Origin of the sequence: Paenibacillus sp. FSL F4-0125, from assembly GCF_038008565.1 — a bacterium.
Taxonomy (GTDB): domain Bacteria; phylum Bacillota; class Bacilli; order Paenibacillales; family Paenibacillaceae; genus Paenibacillus_AQ.
Map to the genome: position 1 here is coordinate 6,502,618 of NZ_JBBOZJ010000001.1, position 12,810 is coordinate 6,515,427.

A 12,810-nucleotide genomic window follows, 5' to 3' on the forward strand; every position below is an offset into this window, starting at 1 on the left:
ATATGAAGACTATGATTATTGTGTAGCTAAGATCATAGGAGGAACAAACCGTGCAAAATACAACCATATTAATTACCGGTGGAACCGGATCTTGGGGACGACAACTCGTGAAACGGTTATTGGAAAGAGACCCTAAAGAAATCAGAATATTTTCCCGCAATGAGTCACTTCAAGTAGAACTACAACAGGAATATAATCATCATCCCAAACTAACGTTCATCATTGGTGATGTACGTGATAAGCAAGAACTGATGCAAGCTTGCCATCAGGTAGATTATATCTATCATTTAGCGGCCTTGAAGCATGTCCCGATCTGCGAACAACAGCCGGACAGTGCGATGAAGACTAACGTTCTCGGAACTCAGCATGTGATTCAAGCCGCTATTAAACATGGCGTGAAAAAAGTAGTCTATGTCTCAACCGATAAAGCAGCGCAACCATCGAGCACCTACGGAATGACAAAATCACTCGGTGAAAAGCTAATGGTCCATGCCAATCTCAGACAAACCAAAACTCAGTTTGTATGTGTGAGAAGTGGCAATGTACTTGGCTCAACCGGTAGCGTGGTGCCTATTTTCAAACAAAGTATTGTGGATGGAGTAGACATTTCCCTTACAGATGCTAGAATGACTCGTTTTTTCTTAACCATAGATGATGCAATTACCCTACTCCTTAAAGCAACAGAAGAAAGCAGAGGCGGAGAAGTCTTTGTGACCAAAATGCCTGCTTGCAGCATTAAGGATCTTGCCGAGGTCTTAATTGACGACTTATCAACTAGCACGATCCAAATCAAGGAAACGGGGATGCGTCCCGGTGAAAGCTTAAGTGAGGTCCTGATATCGGAATTTGAGAGTGCTTCTTCTATTCATCTGGATGATCACTATTATGTAATTCTCCCTCCTTTTCCTATAGAAGGGTTACAAAAAGTTTATGCCTCTTGCCCGCCTGTGGACTTCCAAAGCTATGATTCCGGTCATGTGTTGATGAGCAAACCTGCGATAAAAGAAATGTTACAACAAGGTGGGTTTCTAGTATGAGTACCTCGATCGTATTTACAGGAGGAGGCTCCGCTGGCCATGTATCCGGCAACCTCGTGTTGATCCCTAAGTGTTTAGCAGAGGATTGGGACGTTCATTATATAGGCTCCGAACAAGGGATTGAGCGTAAGCTTTTGTCTGATTACAAGGAGGGTGTGACCTATCACCCTATTTCCACAGGAAAATTGAGACGATACTTCGATTGGAAGAATGTAACTGATGTATTCAAAATCATGAAGGGCATCTTTCAATCCTACCGGCTCCTACGAACCATCAAACCAGGTGTGATTTTTTCTAAAGGTGGATTTGTTTCTGTACCGGTCGTGATTGGGGCTAAACTTAACAAAGTGCCTATCATTATTTATGAACCAGACCTGAATCTTGGACTAGCTAATAAAATATCACTTCCGTTTGCCACTCATCTGTGTACAAATTTTCTGGATACTGTAACCCAGTCCGCTTCCCTCAAAGCCGTTCATGCGGGACCGCTCTTGAAGGAGCAATTCAAATTAGCTGATAAACAACGCGGTTTAGCCTTTTGCGGATTCACCTCTGATAAGCCTGTTCTTCTTATTATGGGAGGAAGCCAAGGGGCACACAGCATTAACCAAATGGTGAACAATGTACTCGCTGAGTTGATAAATAAATTTCAAGTGGTTCATATTTGCGGGGAGGGAAAGGTTGATTCTCACCTCTCGATGTCAGGCTACAAATCGTATGAATTCATTACAAGCTGTGAGTTGCCGCATTTATTAGCTATGGCGGATGTTGTTGTATCCCGTGCAGGCTCAAATTCTATGATGGAGCTTCTTTCTATGCAAAAGCCCATGTTATTAATTCCGCACACGAATGGTGGCAGCCGCTCTGGTCAACTTGCCCAAGCTCAGTATTTTCAACAAACGGGACTTGCTGAAATGTTACTTGAAGAAGAGATGACTAATCAAACCTTTGTTCATTCGATTATGACGCTATACGAGAACCGCTCTACTTACAAAGATAAGATGAAGCCTTATGAGAACGGCAGAGCAGCCTTTAAGGTAATGAATTTAATCAAACAAGTAAGCGGCGAGGATTTAACAATGATCAAGGCAGGTACGGTTTAGATGGGAATGAAGCTAGCGAATTGGTTACTCCTCTGCTTTATCGCTGTCGTATGTATTTTGGTTTATTTTGGACAAAGGATCCTATAATAAACATCTCTAAATTGTACCGAACATTTTTGGAATGGGTATAATTAAAGGATCTATAATCTTAGGGGGAGAAACTCATGGAGAAACATCCGACGTTAGAAATGTATGACTACAATGTATGGGCTAATCAAACGATCATCCATCGCTTAAAGGAGTTGCCTAAAGACATTTATCATAAGGATATCCAGAGTGGTTTTTCTTCGGTAGCAAAGGTTGTGACGCATATTTATGTCGTGGAGAATATTTGGTTTGACTTGATTTCAGGGCGAACTAGGAATGAAGCTAAAGCATCAGCTGCCCAATTAGAGCCCTTGTTAGCAATAAAAAATATTGAAGAAATGGATGTCCTCTATCGTGAGCTAACCAGCAAAAATAAAATGGTGTTGGCTAGTCAAATAGATAAGGATCCCACCGTTGTGTTAGATCATCCAACGATGGGATCGCTTGTGACATCCATTTCCGGGGCTATCTTTCACGTCGCCAACCATGGCAGCTATCACCGTGGGAATATCGGGATAATGCTGCGACAAATGGACCATACCTCAGTGCTGCAGGATTATGTTGCCTATCTTTATAACGAGTCCAAATGATCATCGAGCTATTATTTTTGAGGTATCAATTAGCTACAGATCTAAAATATTGGTAGACCTGATTTAGCTTTTTGTCATGTTTACCTTTTGGACTCTCCATATTCCCAAACTCGAAAAACTTCACTTTTTTCATACCGCAATATTGAAATAATGCTTTTCTCATCAGCACCTTATGGGAATTGTTTAACCAATATAAAGGATACAGGGTTGGCCCCTTCATGCTGGAAATACAAACCACGGACTTCCCTTTCAGCAGCCCTTCGGGGATTAGGCCGCCCTTTTCTCTATAAGCAAAATTAGAGGCAAACATTTGATCAATATACCCGAGCAGCATGGCTGGAGGCCGCCCCCACCAGATTGGATACACAAACACAATTTTATCGGCCTGACGAATCTGCTCACGATACTTCTCAAACTTGGGATCGATATGCATGTCTCTTCTACGTTTATTTTCATTAAAAACCAGCACCGGATCAAATTGCTCCTCATATAGATCAAGCACCTCGATGTTCGTGATCTTTCGATTTTCATTACTTCCTTGAATGACCTTATTGAGAAAAGCATAACTTAAACTTTTATGATTCGGATGAGTATAGATGACTAAAACGTTCATTGCTCCACCTCTTTAATTATCATTTGATAACAAAATCGTATCATAACCTTGATTTAGTTGTCAAATGATAATTGTATTATGATAATTATTTTGTTAAAGTTTACACTAAGAGGTGATCGTTATGGACAAAGAAGCGTTCTTTCATAAATTAGTGACCTTTACGACGGCAGTCCATGAAGTAACATTCGACTTAACCAAAGATGTTAGACCGGAAGGTATTACGCCCGTTCAATATAGTATTCTGGAGTATATAGCGGTCAGTCAGCCTGTGACTCTCAGTCAAATCAGTGATTGTAAGAATATTTCTATGCCGAACACGAGCCGTGAGCTCAAGAAATTAACAGAAAAGAATCTCTGCGAAAAGCTGGATGTCGCAGAAGATCGGCGTAAGCAAATGATTCGGTTGTCTGACGCTGGACAAGCGATGATGAACAAAGCTTTTGGGCAGATCGGCGAACGTTTCCTGGACCGGATCAAGGATTCTTCTACTGAAGAACTGGAAGAAATCAACCGAGCACTCGATGTGCTTCAGTCCAAGGTGTTTAATAGCGATCAATGAGTGGGTTAAAAAGAAAACAGAGCAGCGATTCTCCGATATTGGAGAACCGTTGCTCTGTTTTTTTCAGTCGTTTATTTGGCTGATTTAAAACCGATTATCGGCTAGCTAAAGCCTAACTACCTGGAACCAGCCCCACATTCAGCTAAATCGCCGAATCCACTATTTCACCAGTCCGCCGATAAAGGTCTCATAATTGTCAGCCAAGCGTGTGATCTTGTATTTGTTATCTCGATCTACATGAATAACCTCGGGTTCCCCGTCATTTCCAAACTCGCGGTAATCCAGCATGATTACTTCATTCTCAGAAGGACAATCACAAATCACCACGCCAACCTCAGGATAACGCCCATTCTCAATCACAGTCCGGCTGCCTGAAGCTCCACACAGTGACTTATTCTTATCTCGTCCAATCCCGAGGATCCCTGAGATCGTAATAAACTCTCCTGTGCCCGGAATCGGGTAGCGATTATTATGAGGAATCCCCCCATTATGTAACTTCATCATCTCAACGTAATATTTTGGCAGCTTAAATACCAGCTCTTCTTCCACTGAAGCAATCAATGCATCTGTAGGCGGTTCAGAGATATATTCTGAGAACGCATACTCGCTGTCATCCCAAAAATTGGTGGTGTCGATCGCTACTACAGGCTTCTTTGCAGGTTTGCTCACAGGCTTCTTCGCAGCTTTCTTAGCCAATTTGCGTTTGATCCAACCCAAAAACTCCAAGGTGTCCTCATCATCAGGCTCTAGCTCATCTGCAATTGTAAATGCTTTTAATGCTTCATCATACCGCTTAAGATAATAATAGGAAACTCCGATACGGTAATGCCAGAGTGGGTCTCCTTCGCCCTCTTCTTCAATGCTCAAATACTGCTCTAAGGCCTCTTCATATTGCCCGAGATTATTAAGCGCTCTTCCCAAATGACTAGTTAGAACATAATCTCTTTCCTCTTCAGCAATTTCTGTTATTGCATCCACGATTTCCTGAAATTCATCTTCCTCATGCCACTCATCCAGTTTTGCCAATAGTTCATCACTCATCATTAATACCTCCTATTAACGATCACTCAAAATACCTATTAGAAATTATACCATTTATAGCCTATGACCTTCCAATCATGCATGCCCTCCTGCATATCCATACCCTTGAGGCGGTTATACCTAGGAATAGTATGTCGTAATAGGAATACAATCATCAAAAAAAGCGCCGTGTCAGCCACAGTCGCTCTTTGATTACTATTCTTTTCACTATGAGAGCAGCCTTTAACAAAAGATTCAAACGCAGCAACTGACTCGAACTGGTTGAGTACACCCTCTGATCTTAAATGATCCTCTAATTTCTCCATTAGATCTAGAACGGCTAATCTTAGCGGCTCTAAATCCGCCTAGGTTAATAGTACAAAGGCATTATTTATTTATAAACATCTTTTAGAGGGAACAAAGATAACTTACCATCCTCCATCCGGTATACTTTATCACAATATTCAAGCATACGCTCATCATGAGTAACCATAATCGCTGCTTTCTGGCGTGACTTCACCTCTTGCGCAATTAGACTAACTACTTCATGGGCCCGTTTAGTATCCAAACTTGCTGTAGGCTCGTCCGCCAAGATGACATTAGGATTATTTATTAAAGCCCGAGCGATGGCTGTCCGTTGCTTCTCCCCACCTGATAACTCTTCTGGAAGACTTGTTAGCTTTGCGCCAAGACCCAGCTCTTCGAGCAGCTTAGCGGCCAATTGCTTATCCTCTCTAGTTACTTTACTCGACATCCTTTTTACTATTAGCAATTGATCCAAAACATTTAAATAAGGAACCAAATTTGAAGATTGCATAATAAATCCGATTTCTTGTAGTCTTATATTCGACAGTTCTTTGGCAGAAAGCGTAGAAATAGTATGCCCATTCAGCTTAACTTCCCCTTCTGAAGCTTCAAGCATCGCTCCAGCAATAGACAAGAACGTACTTTTACCTGAACCCGACGGTCCAACTACAGCCACGAACTCACCCGGCTCGACCGACAGGGTTACATGATCAAGTGCGGCGATACGATTACTTCCTTCAACATAGTATTTTGTAACATCATTCATTTGCAATCCCTTAGTCATTATTCAACCCTCCCCAATGCCTGTAGCGGATCAATCTTTGTAATCTTTCGAACGGATACCATCGAACTTAACACAGCGATGATTAGTAAGATTACAGAATAAGTTACGACAAGATTCGTTTCCAGCTTGAAAGGCATACCCTTCGGCATAATGGCGGCTGTCCCATAAGTCAGTAAGATTCCAATTACAATACTAGTCAAAGAAATTATAAATACTTGCGATACAATGGCTTTTCCAAGGAATTTGTTACTAGCACCTATAGCCTTCATAATGCCAAACTGGTTGGTCTTCTGCATTGTAATTACGTAGAAGAACACTCCAAGCACGAATGCTGAGATCGCCAGCAAAAATGCTAGCATCATTAATATCGTACCATTCTCTTCCTTGTAGCCTGGCATCCCTTGAACAGCTCCCGCCCGGGTAACCGTATCCGTACCTGATAATTTGCTATTTATTACTTCTGGATCGATATCCTTGCCTTGCAGCATAATTGCATTAACCGGACCTGGAACTCCTTTATCTGAACCTGGAGCAGCAAAACTAATCTTCCGCCACTCCTCCATCGGAGTAAATACGGAAGCAACGTGGTTATAGGTCTGATCCTTCACAAACCCGATAATCGTCAATGATTCCGTTGTACCGTCTAACTGAAAAGTATCACCGAGGCTATAGCCCTCATCCTTCATGGTCGAGTTCACCAGTACACCTGTAGAATTCTCAGAAGTTAAGCTCTCCCCTTCCACGATAGCCGGCTCCAAGAAACTTCCTGGATTAATTCCTATAATTGCGATGTCTACCTTGTCCTCGTTCTTAACACCTTGCCCTTTCAGCGCTGTTGCCATTGTACTTCCCATCGGTGCTGCAGCACTAACATTTGGCAATAGCTCCACTTCGGCCAATAACTGCTCAGACAGAAGGGACTTGCTCATCGAAGACTGCGACCCTTCTTCAAAAACTACATAATCAGCCTTCATAGTCTTGAATGTGGATGCAGCTAGTGTAGATAATCCAGTACCTAAACCTGATAAAATGAATACCAACCAAGCAATTAATACAAAAATAACGGTAATCATTGAAAACTTCATTTTACTATGCATCAATTCCTTCATAGCTAAGAACATTATCTTTTTCAGCTCCCTTTACATTTAATTTGACACATGTGTCAAATTAAATGTCGCTGACACACGTCTAATTTATTAAACAACATAAATGACACATGTGTCAAATTTTATCCAAAATTAGATCAGCTCTTTGCGCCCCCAATCCACATTTCAAATAACACCTTACCCCAATCAGGCGTTGGGATATTTAACATATTAGGTGTATTAATTAGGTTAAAAAAAACGCCAATAAGTACAGGAAGTGGGATATCCTTCCGAAGGCTATTTTCCTGCTGTGCGCGTGCGAACAAACCAGATAACTGAATCTTAAGAGTCTTATGTGCTTCCTCAATAAATTCAAGGTCTCTCGCCGCTGCAGCAGAATTCGCTGTGTTTATTTTACTGGCATCTCCCAGGAGCTGATGGAGCGAAGATTCTTCTACGTAAATAAGAAGTAACTGCTCAAGAGCGTCCATGGGATTTGCCTCATTAATTGTTAATGCCTTATCTAATACCGCTGCGATAACGCGCTTCATACAAGCGGCAACGATCTCTTCTTTATTAGAATAATATTGATAAATGGTACTTCGGGCGCCGGACAGATGCTGCGAGAGCAACTTGAGATGAAAGCCATCATAGCCATGATCCAATACTAATTTTTTTGTCATATCAAGCAGCTCGGCTTCAGTAAAAGATTGTTTTCTACCCATGATTCATCCCCTTTTCATTATTATCAGTTTAGCACACACAAAAAGTAATGCGTAGGTCATAATAAATAGACAGACTGTCCATAAGCAGTACTCTCACCTGCGGACAGTCCTTTCAAAAATACTAGGATATTCTATATATTGATATGTTTTACCTTCACGACTACATCCCGTTTTCAATCCTCTGCATAAACTCTTCGACGGCGCTATAGCCAAGCTGCTTCAGATACCAGTTGTTAGCGGCAGCTTCGATTAGACCAGCTACGTCACGGCCTGGCTGAAGCTGGATTTCAATATGCGGAATTTGGACCCCGAGATAGTCTGTGAACTTCGGCTCCAGTTCGAGCTCATTATTCAAGGAATTCTCTCGCCAAGGAGACAACTCGATATCGAGTACAATTCGCGTCTCATCCTGAAAAGCTCTACGCCCGTACTGGCGTACAACGTTGATCAGACCAATACTGCGCAGCGCTAGGAATTCGCGGGTCGTCTCGTTATGTGTGCCGAGAAGCGTCGCCGGTCCCAGCTTCTTCAGCACCACGATATCATCCGCCACAAACCGATGGCCTCTTCTAATAAGCGTATGCGCGGTTTCGCTTTTTCCAATTCCTGACTTACCTCTGAGTAGGACACCTATACCAGACACGTTTACACATACCCCATGAATTGAAAGCTCTGGCGCCAGCGCCTTTACTAGATAGGTGTCAATCTTTGCGATGATCTCTGTCGTCGTCTCCTGCGTCCGTAGCAGCGGGATGCCCTCTTCTTCGCAGAATAGAGTTAAATAAGGAATCTCCTGCTGACCTGTCGTCACAATAAAGCAGGGTGGATGATACTTGACGATATTACCAATATGTAACTTGCGCTCTTCAACGCTTAGGGTTAACAGATAATTGATTTCCTTGCAGCCCAATACTTGTACCCGCTTCGTTGGAAAGAAATCAAAGTAACCCACGAACTCCAGACCAGGTCTATGCGCCTTTGAACGAGTGATTTCACGATCCATACAGCTAGCACCTGCAAGCACTTCCAGCTTAAACGTCTCCGTAAGGCTTTGAACGGTAGTCGATTTCAATGTTGTTCCCTCCTGTGGCTGCGTATCTTGAATACGCAATACGGTTAACGGGATATATTCAACGATAAATGGGATGATTCCTGCAACAACGCTACTATAGGCTTGTGATGTCATCGAATCGGATACGATTGTTTCTATGGTACACCACACAACTCCATACTTTGTATGACTTTTTTAGCAAAAAGCCATACTAACTCTCACAGACTATGACTATCCCGAAGGAGAATACTCATGAGCGAACAACAATGGCTAATTCCAGCAACCAAGGGATTGGGCTTCAAGTTGGACAAAGGGCAGATCGTTCGGGTAACCGATGTAGAAGGAGAGCAGGTAGCAGATTTCGCTGCTTATAACGCCGTTCACCCTAATGAACGGATTGACCCCGGTGTAACGATCGATGCTCTAGGCAAGATGAATGTGCTCCCGGGGGACATCCTCTATTCTAATCAATACAGACCACTGCTTACGATTATTAAGGATACTGTGGGCCGTCATGATTTCATTAACTCTGCCTGCCGTCCCGAGATGTATGAGGTGCTGTATAACAAAAAGAATCACGCCAGCTGCTACAATAACCTGAATGAGGCGCTGGAGGAGTTTGGCCTGCCCGCTCCCGATCAGCATTATCCGTTTAATCTTTTTATGAATACTGTCATTGATCCTTCTGGAAAAGTCAGCGTGGAGCGACCGCTTTCTAAAGCTGGGGATTATATTGAGCTGCGGGCTGAGATGGATCTGATCATTGCCATATCGGCTTGTCCCTGCTCCGAAAGTGTCTGCAACGGGTATAAATGTACACCGATTGCCGTAGAGATCCTTTAGAGTATGTCGCAAAGAGGCTAGTGCCAGAAGGCTTGTCTTCTAACTTACCTACTTCTTGAATAGAATGACTTGTACAAGTTAACATCTCATTCAAGGAGCGATGACCATGAATAGCTTTTTCACCTATATAGTACTCGGCATTTCATTATCTGCACCTATTGGTCCCATCAATGCAGCCCAGCTCGACCGGGGAGCACGGATGGGATTTTTCCAATCCTGGATGATTGGACTGGGAGCCATGTGTGCGGATTTAGTGTATATGCTACTCATTTACTTTGGACTAGCCCACTTTCTGAATACCCCGTTTATGAAAACCTTCCTGTGGACATTCGGCAGCTTTGTTCTCCTTTATACCGGAATTGACACTTTGAAAAATATCAATGCCGTGCCTGGATCCGCCTCGCGTGGTGCACAGACCGGTACTAGCGCCTTCCGTACTGGCTTTTTGATGGCACTGATGAACCCACTCAGCATTCTCTTCTGGTTAGGCATCTACGGCTCCATTCTGGCCAAAAGCATAGAAAATCAACATTTGGATCAGGTGCTGTGGAATAGCATGGGTATTTTTGTTGGTATTCTACTCTGGGATGTGGTGATGGCGATGCTGTCTAGCTTCCTTCATCGGTTCACCGGCCCTTCTATGCTCCGGTTCATTTCCCTTGCAGCGGGGATTTGCCTTCTTGGTTTTGGCATCTACTTCGGTTTTCAGGCTTTTACACAGTTGTTTGGCTAATATGTATAACAAGCAGGAGCTTTTCTAGGCCTTCACCCATCTCTCTTCCTTCGCATAGGATGTTTTGAACTTAACGAGGAGGGTGTTTTTGGATGGCCCATTTGAACACAAAGGTCTGGCTCGATGAACATCTAGCTGAGCTGACGTACTGGCAGCAGGATGCTTTTCGTCAATTTACATCTATGATTGCAGATCCCGAAGGCAAATACCCCTGTATTCCGGGACGTCAGGGGTTTCTGTCCAATCATTTGCGATTTGGCTTCGTAGCTGATCCACGAAGTGAAGAATCTACAATAGAGGTCGCTCAATTACTTCGTCAATATGGGGAATGCTCACGGGATACCGGCAAATATGCGTCCCTTGTTCTATTTTTTGAAACACCGGAAGATTTGGCCAAAGGTTTCACCATTGAGGAATATGAGGATTTGTTCTGGTCGGTTCTGGACCGCGTCAGCACGGTGGACACGGTGCCCTGGCCGGATGAAATTTCTACAGATCCCTCCCATCCTTCGTGGGAGTTCTGCTTTGATGGGCACCCGTATTTCGCGTTCTGCGCAACCCCGGCACATGAGCTGCGGAGAAGCCGCCATACCCCTTATTTTGTCATTGCCTTTCAGCCGCGTTGGGTATTTGAGAATATTAACGATTCTACCGCATTTGGGCGCAATATGAAGAAGCAGATCCGCAAGAAGCTCGCTGACTACGATAGTGTTCCCGCACATCCTTCCCTTCAATGGTATGGGCAGGAGGACAGTCTGGAATGGAAGCAATATTTTCTGCGGGATGACGAAAGTGCCCCGTCTAAATGTCCATATACTTATATGAAGAACAAGTTCAAAGCTATAGGAATTAAATTTCACTCTTAAACACTTATGAGGTTTGTCCGTGTTTTTTCAAGAGGTGCTCCCTAAACCAGGTAATCAAAGCAATGACACAAATGATCAGAAGGCTGGACCAGAAGCCGGGACGGCCCCCTTTTTCAAAAAGTGTACCTGCCACGGCAGTATTGATCAGCGCCATAGCGACCATGGATCTAATCCAACCGCCCATCTTTGGTCTCAATAACTTAAGGAAAGAGGCAAGGATAAATAGCCATGTGTACAAAATAACTAGACCGGCCGCCGTGGTGATATGCTCAAAAATTTGCTTTGGCAGAAACAAGCTCAGTACAATTGTCACGCACAGGCCCAGCATATTGATACCAAGCGCGTAGAGCGGCATCTCCCTTTTTCCTTTAGTCACCGCCAGCCAAGAAGGAGCATCTTTATCCTCAGCCAAGGTCACAAGCATAGTCGAGACCGCATACAAAGAAGCCACTAGAATGGAGAATCCGGCCACGATCATTACCCCATTCAGCACATATACAAGAATAGGTAGTTCCATCGCTTCAAGTGCAGCAATAATTGAGCTTTGATCAGGTCTCACTTTCTCAGGCCTCACGAATAATAGGGCGAGTCCTATCGACAGTACATACAGCAAGGTCACGCCCAGCAGCATAAACCTGCCTGCTTTCGGAGCTTCTTTGGAGTCCCGGAGGTCCGACGCCATAAAGCCCATGACCTCAATGCCGCCAAAAGCATAGAACGCATAAAGTAATCCTTTCCAGGCACCCATCCAACCTTTATTCAGCCATGCTGCCGAACTGTGAAGCGTATTCCAGTTTCCCCGGCCTCTCAAAAGGGCAACCGCAGCGACCACGATGAACATCAGTACCGCGGCGATTTTAATCATGGCGAATAGATTTTCCGCTTTGTTAATCCCCTGGCTGCCTAGAATAATGACCAGCAGACCCATCACAGCATAAATTGCGGTAAAAATCCAAAGCGGCCAGCTCGGAAACCAGACCCGCGAGAACAGGCCCAAGGCAGTTAAGGTGCTGCCAAGTATTAGAATTTCTGAACACCAATAGATCCAACCCATGCCAAAGCCTGCCCAGCGGCCAAAAGCCTCCTTGGCATAACTACGAAAAGAACCTTTTTGAGGATCCTGCATAGTCATTTGGGCCAGCGCCTCATAGACGAACAAAGTTGCCACAGCCGCCAACACAAAAATAACCAACACCAATAATCCGCTTTCACGGATAGCGATGCTGGAACCAAGAAAGAATCCCGTGCCAATCGTGCAGCCTACACCAAATAGAGTAAGCTGCCACCAAGGAAGCTTGCCAGTTGGAGTACTCATATGTATATCCCCTCCGTCTGGTGTTACTATGCGTTATCGGGTGCTATTTTATTCTGGTACAAGCTTAGACAGGCACAAGAAAACCCGGCCTCT

At 43.8% G+C, this 12,810-nt stretch carries 15 protein-coding genes; 7 read left to right on the forward strand and 8 right to left on the reverse strand.

Features of this window, described 5'->3' with window-relative positions:
* The first annotated feature begins 50 nt into the window (after nt 1-50).
* The 3 genes from NST74_RS28985 (at nt 51) to NST74_RS28995 (ending at nt 2,817) form a co-directional block, all read left to right on the forward strand.
* On the forward strand, nt 51-1,037 hold the full coding sequence (locus tag NST74_RS28985; protein WP_341115688.1) for an SDR family NAD(P)-dependent oxidoreductase: 987 nt from the start codon (nt 51-53) through the stop codon (nt 1,035-1,037).
* Nucleotides 1,034-2,140, forward strand: coding sequence for an undecaprenyldiphospho-muramoylpentapeptide beta-N-acetylglucosaminyltransferase (locus tag NST74_RS28990; RefSeq protein ID WP_341115689.1), 1,107 nt, complete (start codon nt 1,034-1,036; stop codon nt 2,138-2,140). The genes NST74_RS28985 and NST74_RS28990 overlap by 4 nt, the downstream gene beginning before the upstream one ends.
* Before the next feature lie 164 nt (nt 2,141-2,304).
* Nucleotides 2,305-2,817 (forward strand): DinB family protein, encoded by a 513-nt coding sequence (locus tag NST74_RS28995; RefSeq protein ID WP_341115690.1) that lies wholly within the window; start codon nt 2,305-2,307, stop codon nt 2,815-2,817.
* Between the two features lie 25 nt (nt 2,818-2,842).
* On the opposite strand, the gene NST74_RS29000 is transcribed toward NST74_RS28995, so the two are convergent.
* On the reverse strand, nt 2,843-3,430 hold the full coding sequence (locus NST74_RS29000) for an NAD(P)H-dependent oxidoreductase (protein ID WP_341115691.1): 588 nt from the start codon (nt 3,428-3,430) through the stop codon (nt 2,843-2,845).
* A gap of 121 nt (nt 3,431-3,551) precedes the next feature.
* On the opposite strand from NST74_RS29000, the gene NST74_RS29005 reads away from it, so the two are divergent.
* Nucleotides 3,552-3,989: a MarR family winged helix-turn-helix transcriptional regulator gene (locus NST74_RS29005; protein WP_341115692.1), complete on the forward strand. Its 438-nt coding sequence runs from the start codon at nt 3,552-3,554 to the stop codon at nt 3,987-3,989.
* Between the two features lie 159 nt (nt 3,990-4,148).
* On the opposite strand, the gene NST74_RS29010 is transcribed toward NST74_RS29005, so the two are convergent.
* From NST74_RS29010 to hprK, 6 genes are all read right to left on the reverse strand, one after another.
* Nucleotides 4,149-5,030 carry an SMI1/KNR4 family protein gene (locus NST74_RS29010; protein WP_341116016.1) on the reverse strand — a complete coding sequence of 294 codons (882 nt, stop codon included), beginning with the start codon at nt 5,028-5,030 and terminating at the stop codon, nt 4,149-4,151.
* A gap of 38 nt (nt 5,031-5,068) precedes the next feature.
* A complete protein-coding gene (locus NST74_RS29015) occupies nt 5,069-5,335 on the reverse strand; it encodes a hypothetical protein (RefSeq protein ID WP_341115693.1) in 267 nt (88 codons plus the stop codon).
* A 65-nt stretch (nt 5,336-5,400) separates the two neighbouring features.
* Nucleotides 5,401-6,099, reverse strand: coding sequence for an ABC transporter ATP-binding protein (locus NST74_RS29020; protein ID WP_341115694.1), 699 nt, complete (start codon nt 6,097-6,099; stop codon nt 5,401-5,403).
* A complete protein-coding gene (locus NST74_RS29025; protein WP_341115695.1) occupies nt 6,099-7,220 on the reverse strand; it encodes an ABC transporter permease in 1,122 nt (373 codons plus the stop codon). The genes NST74_RS29020 and NST74_RS29025 overlap by 1 nt, the downstream gene beginning before the upstream one ends.
* A gap of 122 nt (nt 7,221-7,342) precedes the next feature.
* Nucleotides 7,343-7,909 carry a TetR/AcrR family transcriptional regulator gene (locus NST74_RS29030; RefSeq protein WP_042131631.1) on the reverse strand — a complete coding sequence of 189 codons (567 nt, stop codon included), beginning with the start codon at nt 7,907-7,909 and terminating at the stop codon, nt 7,343-7,345.
* Between the two features lie 160 nt (nt 7,910-8,069).
* The gene (gene hprK, locus NST74_RS29035; RefSeq protein ID WP_042131632.1) at nt 8,070-8,981 is read right to left on the reverse strand and encodes an HPr(Ser) kinase/phosphatase; all 912 of its coding nucleotides are present in this window, start codon (nt 8,979-8,981) and stop codon (nt 8,070-8,072) included.
* A gap of 231 nt (nt 8,982-9,212) precedes the next feature.
* Between hprK and NST74_RS29040 the strand changes: the two genes are divergently transcribed.
* From NST74_RS29040 to NST74_RS29050, 3 genes are all read left to right on the forward strand, one after another.
* Nucleotides 9,213-9,803, forward strand: a complete 591-nt coding sequence (locus NST74_RS29040; RefSeq protein ID WP_341115696.1) for an urea carboxylase-associated family protein — start codon at nt 9,213-9,215, stop codon at nt 9,801-9,803.
* A gap of 106 nt (nt 9,804-9,909) precedes the next feature.
* Nucleotides 9,910-10,536, forward strand: coding sequence for a LysE family transporter (locus NST74_RS29045; protein WP_341115697.1), 627 nt, complete (start codon nt 9,910-9,912; stop codon nt 10,534-10,536).
* A gap of 92 nt (nt 10,537-10,628) precedes the next feature.
* Entirely contained in the window at nt 10,629-11,402 is a 774-nt protein-coding gene (locus NST74_RS29050) for a YqcI/YcgG family protein (protein ID WP_341115698.1), read from the forward strand.
* A 4-nt stretch (nt 11,403-11,406) separates the two neighbouring features.
* Here the strand turns inward: NST74_RS29050 and NST74_RS29055 are convergent, their stop codons facing one another.
* A complete protein-coding gene (locus NST74_RS29055) occupies nt 11,407-12,717 on the reverse strand; it encodes an amino acid permease (protein ID WP_341115699.1) in 1,311 nt (436 codons plus the stop codon).
* Between the last annotated feature and the right edge of the window lie 93 nt (nt 12,718-12,810).

What these genes read in the sequence shown, in the direction of transcription:
- NST74_RS29015 (WP_341115693.1), bottom strand. Translation starts at nt 5,335, where the DNA reads ATGGAGAAATTAGAGGATCATTTAAGATCAGAGGGTGTACTCAACCAG.
- NST74_RS29050 (WP_341115698.1), top strand. Translation starts at nt 10,629, where the DNA reads ATGGCCCATTTGAACACAAAGGTCTGGCTCGATGAACATCTAGCTGAG.
- NST74_RS29005 (WP_341115692.1), top strand. Translation starts at nt 3,552, where the DNA reads ATGGACAAAGAAGCGTTCTTTCATAAATTAGTGACCTTTACGACGGCA.
- NST74_RS28990 (WP_341115689.1), top strand. Translation starts at nt 1,034, where the DNA reads ATGAGTACCTCGATCGTATTTACAGGAGGAGGCTCCGCTGGCCATGTA.
- NST74_RS28995 (WP_341115690.1), top strand. Translation starts at nt 2,305, where the DNA reads ATGGAGAAACATCCGACGTTAGAAATGTATGACTACAATGTATGGGCT.
- NST74_RS29030 (WP_042131631.1), bottom strand. Translation starts at nt 7,909, where the DNA reads ATGGGTAGAAAACAATCTTTTACTGAAGCCGAGCTGCTTGATATGACA.
- NST74_RS29045 (WP_341115697.1), top strand. Translation starts at nt 9,910, where the DNA reads ATGAATAGCTTTTTCACCTATATAGTACTCGGCATTTCATTATCTGCA.
- NST74_RS29040 (WP_341115696.1), top strand. Translation starts at nt 9,213, where the DNA reads ATGAGCGAACAACAATGGCTAATTCCAGCAACCAAGGGATTGGGCTTC.
- NST74_RS29010 (WP_341116016.1), bottom strand. Translation starts at nt 5,030, where the DNA reads ATGAGTGATGAACTATTGGCAAAACTGGATGAGTGGCATGAGGAAGAT.
- NST74_RS29025 (WP_341115695.1), bottom strand. Translation starts at nt 7,220, where the DNA reads ATGTTCTTAGCTATGAAGGAATTGATGCATAGTAAAATGAAGTTTTCA.
- NST74_RS29055 (WP_341115699.1), bottom strand. Translation starts at nt 12,717, where the DNA reads ATGAGTACTCCAACTGGCAAGCTTCCTTGGTGGCAGCTTACTCTATTT.
- NST74_RS29020 (WP_341115694.1), bottom strand. Translation starts at nt 6,099, where the DNA reads ATGACTAAGGGATTGCAAATGAATGATGTTACAAAATACTATGTTGAA.
- NST74_RS29000 (WP_341115691.1), bottom strand. Translation starts at nt 3,430, where the DNA reads ATGAACGTTTTAGTCATCTATACTCATCCGAATCATAAAAGTTTAAGT.